General features: G+C 48.8%; 4 protein-coding genes. All 4 read left to right on the top strand.

Going from position 1 to position 3,934, the window contains the following annotated elements; genetic code table 11:
* On the top strand, positions 1-1,337 hold a 1,337-nt coding region (locus ACESLU_RS12595), incomplete at its 5' end, for a tetratricopeptide repeat protein (RefSeq protein WP_372638991.1).
* 34 nt (positions 1,338-1,371) lie between these two features.
* Positions 1,372-2,172 (top strand): class I SAM-dependent methyltransferase, encoded by an 801-nt coding sequence (locus tag ACESLU_RS12600; protein WP_372638992.1) that lies wholly within the window; start codon positions 1,372-1,374, stop codon positions 2,170-2,172.
* Between the two features lie 7 nt (positions 2,173-2,179).
* Positions 2,180-2,707: an OsmC family protein gene (locus tag ACESLU_RS12605; protein WP_372638993.1), complete on the top strand. Its 528-nt coding sequence runs from the start codon at positions 2,180-2,182 to the stop codon at positions 2,705-2,707.
* Positions 2,704-3,525: a class I SAM-dependent methyltransferase gene (locus ACESLU_RS12610; protein WP_372638994.1), complete on the top strand. Its 822-nt coding sequence runs from the start codon at positions 2,704-2,706 to the stop codon at positions 3,523-3,525. The genes ACESLU_RS12605 and ACESLU_RS12610 overlap by 4 nt, the downstream gene beginning before the upstream one ends.
* The last annotated feature ends 409 nt before the right edge of the window (positions 3,526-3,934 follow it).

The following is a 3,934-nucleotide window of genomic DNA, read 5'->3' on the forward strand; positions in this document are numbered from 1 at the left end:
TGCCCGAGGCGGTGCCTGTTGCCTGGGAAGCCTTGAAAAAAGCGCAAGAGCTTAAAGCAAACGGCACTGAGCGGGAACAAGAGTATATAGATGCACTTGCAAGCCGTTATGACGAAAATTCGCCGGAAGACCGCACGTCGCTGGATGTGGCCTACGCCGAAGCGATGGCAGATTTGGCCGGGAAATATCCGGATGATCTGGATGCCCAGGTACTGTATGCCGAAGCGATGATGGATCTGCATCCCTGGGACTTTTGGACCAGAGAGGGAGAAGCTCGGCCCTGGACAGCTGAAATCGTAGAAACACTGGAGGATGTGATTGCCCAAAATCCCGATCATCCCATGGCTAATCACCTGTATATCCATGCCACGGAAGCTTCGCCTAATCCAGAGAAGGCTTTAGAGAGTGCCAAACGGTTGGACCATGCGGTTCCGGGTGCTGGACACCTGGTTCATATGCCGGCACACACGTATATACGGGTAGGAATGTACCACGAAGGCACGCTGGCCAACGAGCGGGCTGTTGAATCTGATAACGAATACGTAGCTCAATGTCATCAGCAGGGTATCTATCCGCTGGGATATATCCCTCACAACCATCACTTTCTGTGGGCGACAGCGACACTCGAAGGTCGCAAACAGCGTAGCCTGGAAGCGGCCCAAAGTACTTTTGAGCGCGTCGATACCACAATGATGCGTGAGCCGGGCATGGGATTGTTGCAACACTTTTGGGCGATACCGTTGTATGGCAATGTTCGTTTCGGCCAGTGGGATGCCATTCTTACTTATCCCGAGCCCGCGGAAGATCTGCTATATCCGCGCGGCATTTGGCACTATGCCCGGGGTATGGCTTTTGTGGCAAAAAACCAACCCGGAGAAGCCACTTCCCAGCTGAACGAACTGCGGGAAATTGCGGTCAACGATTCGCTTCAGGAGGTAATCATCATGAATCATGCTCAGGATCTCATGCAGATTGCCACCCGGGTGCTTGAAGGAGAAATCGCTGCGCGTAAAAAAGAGTATGACCGGGCCATGACCTTGCTGCAGGAAGCAATCGATATCGAGGACAATCTGCTATACAATGAACCGCCGGACTGGTTTTTCCCGGTGAGACATAATCTCGGCGCGGTATTGCTGGAGGCGGGAAATCCGGCTGAGGCCGAACGCGTTTATCGGGATGATCTCAAAGAATTCCCCCGAAATGGATGGGCGCTATTCGGACTTCACCAGAGTCTGTTGGCCCAGGGAAAAGCTGAAGAAGCGAAGCTGATTGAATCGCAGTTCAACGAAACCTGGAAACATGCAGATGTTGAGTTAGCAGCTTCACGCATTCTTTAACAGGAGATGCAAGCTAATAGATAGTGAAAATACTATGGCTGATCTAAGCATTCAGGAATTGGAAAGGACGGCGCAATCCTATCAGAAGCTGATGGTTCCGGCATTGTTTAAAGAATGGCCGGATCAGATTCTAGAGGCAAAAATAAAGCCGGGAGATAAGCTCCTGGATGTAGCCTGCGGTACGGGAGTCCTAACGATTGCAGCAGAAGATCGATTAGACCAAAAAGGGTTTGCAGCCGGGCTGGATATGAATCCTGGTATGCTTGCTGTGGCTGAAAAACTTGCTCCTGATATAGAGTGGCGTCAAGGAGTAGCGGAAGATCTCCCCTGGGATGATGAATCTTTTGACATTGTGGTCAGTCAGTTCGGCTTGATGTTTTTCGAGGATCAGCAAAAAGCACTGCGAGAAATGTTTCGCGTTCTAAAATCCGGAGGTCGGCTTGTGGTTGCCGTCTTCAACTCCCTCGAAAATATTCGGGGATATAAAATAATGACCAGAATATATGGTCAGGTTGTCGGTGAAGAGGTGGAACAAGCTCTCAGATTTCCTTTTTCTTTGGGTGATGTCGATGAACTCAAATCCCTTTGTTTTAAGAGTGATCTTACCGGAGCTAAAATTAATACCTGTGAAGGGAATGCGAAATTTCCGGATATCAGAACCATGGTACTTGCGGATGTAAAAGGATGGTTTCCGCTCGCTGGCTTTGTACTCGATGATCATCAAATAGAGGAAGCAGTTCGCATGGCCGAATCGGAGCTAAAGGGTTTTATTGCTGAAGATGGTAGTGTCGAATTCCCGCTATCGGCCCATATTATATACACAACAATCAAATGATAACATTATGAGTGATCCAAAAACGATAAAAGAGGCATATGAAAGGAATCGTCGTGCCGTAGAGCTGCGTCCTCAAAAAGGCAAAAGTACCGCAGTTACGAAGGTTCGGCTGTTCGACGGTACAACATGCGAGGTGCAGCATAAGCACTGGACATTCAAGGTCGATATCGGGACCTCTGAAGGCGGCAACGACGCCGGGCCTGGGCCGGGCATACTGGAACGCGGGGCGCTGGGAAGCTGCCTGGCAATTGCTTATTCACAGCATGCTGCTATTATGGGAGTCCCTGTCGATAGGATAGAAGTGGATGTAGAATCCGATTTTGATGCCCGCGGCATGCTTGCCATTGATGACCGTCCGCCGGGCTTTGAGGCGTTGCGGTATAACGTATACATTGAAAGCACCGCCAGTGAGGAAGAGGTACAGAAAGTCATCGACAAAGCTGACAGGCACAGCCCGGTACTTGATGATTTTAAACGAGCCATACCGGTTGAGCGGGAAGTAACGATAAAAACCATACAAGAGGAGAGATCATGAGACCTGAACTGCAGCGAAGAGTACAGCGATACGGATGGGATTACTCCTCCCCATATTATGAGAAAGGTTGGCAGCTGCAATTGTGGCCGGCCCAAAAGCGGCTGCTTGAAAAAGCAAACCTGCAGAAAGGTGAAAAAGTGCTGGATATTTCATGCGGCACGGGATTGGTAACCTTTCCGATTGCTGAGACTGTTGGCCCGGAAGGTTCGGTTACCGGCATTGACCTTTCGGAGGGGATGATTGAAAAAGCGGCTTCATTAGCTGATAAAGATAGTGTTTCCAATGTGTCTTTCCAGCGTATGGATGCCGAAAAGCTGGACCTCCCCGATGATTCTTTTAATATTGCCATCAACTCACTGGGACTGATGTACTATCCCGATCCGGACAAAGCCATCCGGGAAACGTACCGCGTGGTAAAGCCCAAAGGGCGAGCCGCTGCGTTGGTGTGGGGACGGCGAAAAGAATGTGGTTGGACCGACATTTTTCCGATTGTAGACCGCCGGGTGGAATCGGATGTCTGTCCGCTTTTTTTCCAGCTTGGGACCGGGGAAACGCTTCAAAAGACCTTTAGGAAAGCTGGTTTTACAGATATAGTTTCCGAACGATTTGATATGAAACTGCACTTTGATTCTGACGAACAGGCGGTCATTGCCGCTTTCCTGGGAGGAGCGGTAGCCCTGGCATATCGTAAGTTTGATGAACAAACGAAGGAAGAGGCTCATGCGGAGTATTTGGAATCGATTGGTTCCTATCGTGACGAGACTGGCTACGACATTCCCGGTGAGTTTGTGATTGTATCGGGTAAAAAATTCGGATAAAAGAAAAGTATTATCGAGTAGTCAATTATTTTTGAGGGATAGTATGTCCATTCTTTGGATGGATAGGTGTCAATATTTTAATCATTGAAATGAAAAATCAGGGTCCGGGCAATATTCTTGGTGCTATTGGTGGAGAGACGGACGTCGATCCCGCTGTTTATCGGAAATTCTGAATCAAAATGGATTTTCATTTGAAGAGAGACATAACAGGATGAATCCGGAAATAGAGGCTCAGGATGAAGCGGTCCGTCTTGAATCGTATTGTATTGTAGCTGAGAAAAATGATATTTAGCGAGTGTAAAAAGTATAGACCGGGGACTCAGGTTTACATTTGTTGTCCATTTCGTTTTGGAGGCTCTTTTCGGACTTCACCATCTTATCGCTCCGCGATTGTGGACGGAAAGCCCCT

Source organism: Fodinibius sp. (assembly GCF_041642155.1).
GTDB lineage: Bacteria > Bacteroidota > Rhodothermia > Balneolales > Balneolaceae > Fodinibius.

Coding starts and splice junctions, on each gene's coding strand:
- ACESLU_RS12605 (WP_372638993.1), top strand. CDS start 2,180: ATGAGTGATCCAAAAACGATAAAAGAGGCATATGAAAGGAATCGTCGT.
- ACESLU_RS12600 (WP_372638992.1), top strand. CDS start 1,372: ATGGCTGATCTAAGCATTCAGGAATTGGAAAGGACGGCGCAATCCTAT.
- ACESLU_RS12610 (WP_372638994.1), top strand. CDS start 2,704: ATGAGACCTGAACTGCAGCGAAGAGTACAGCGATACGGATGGGATTAC.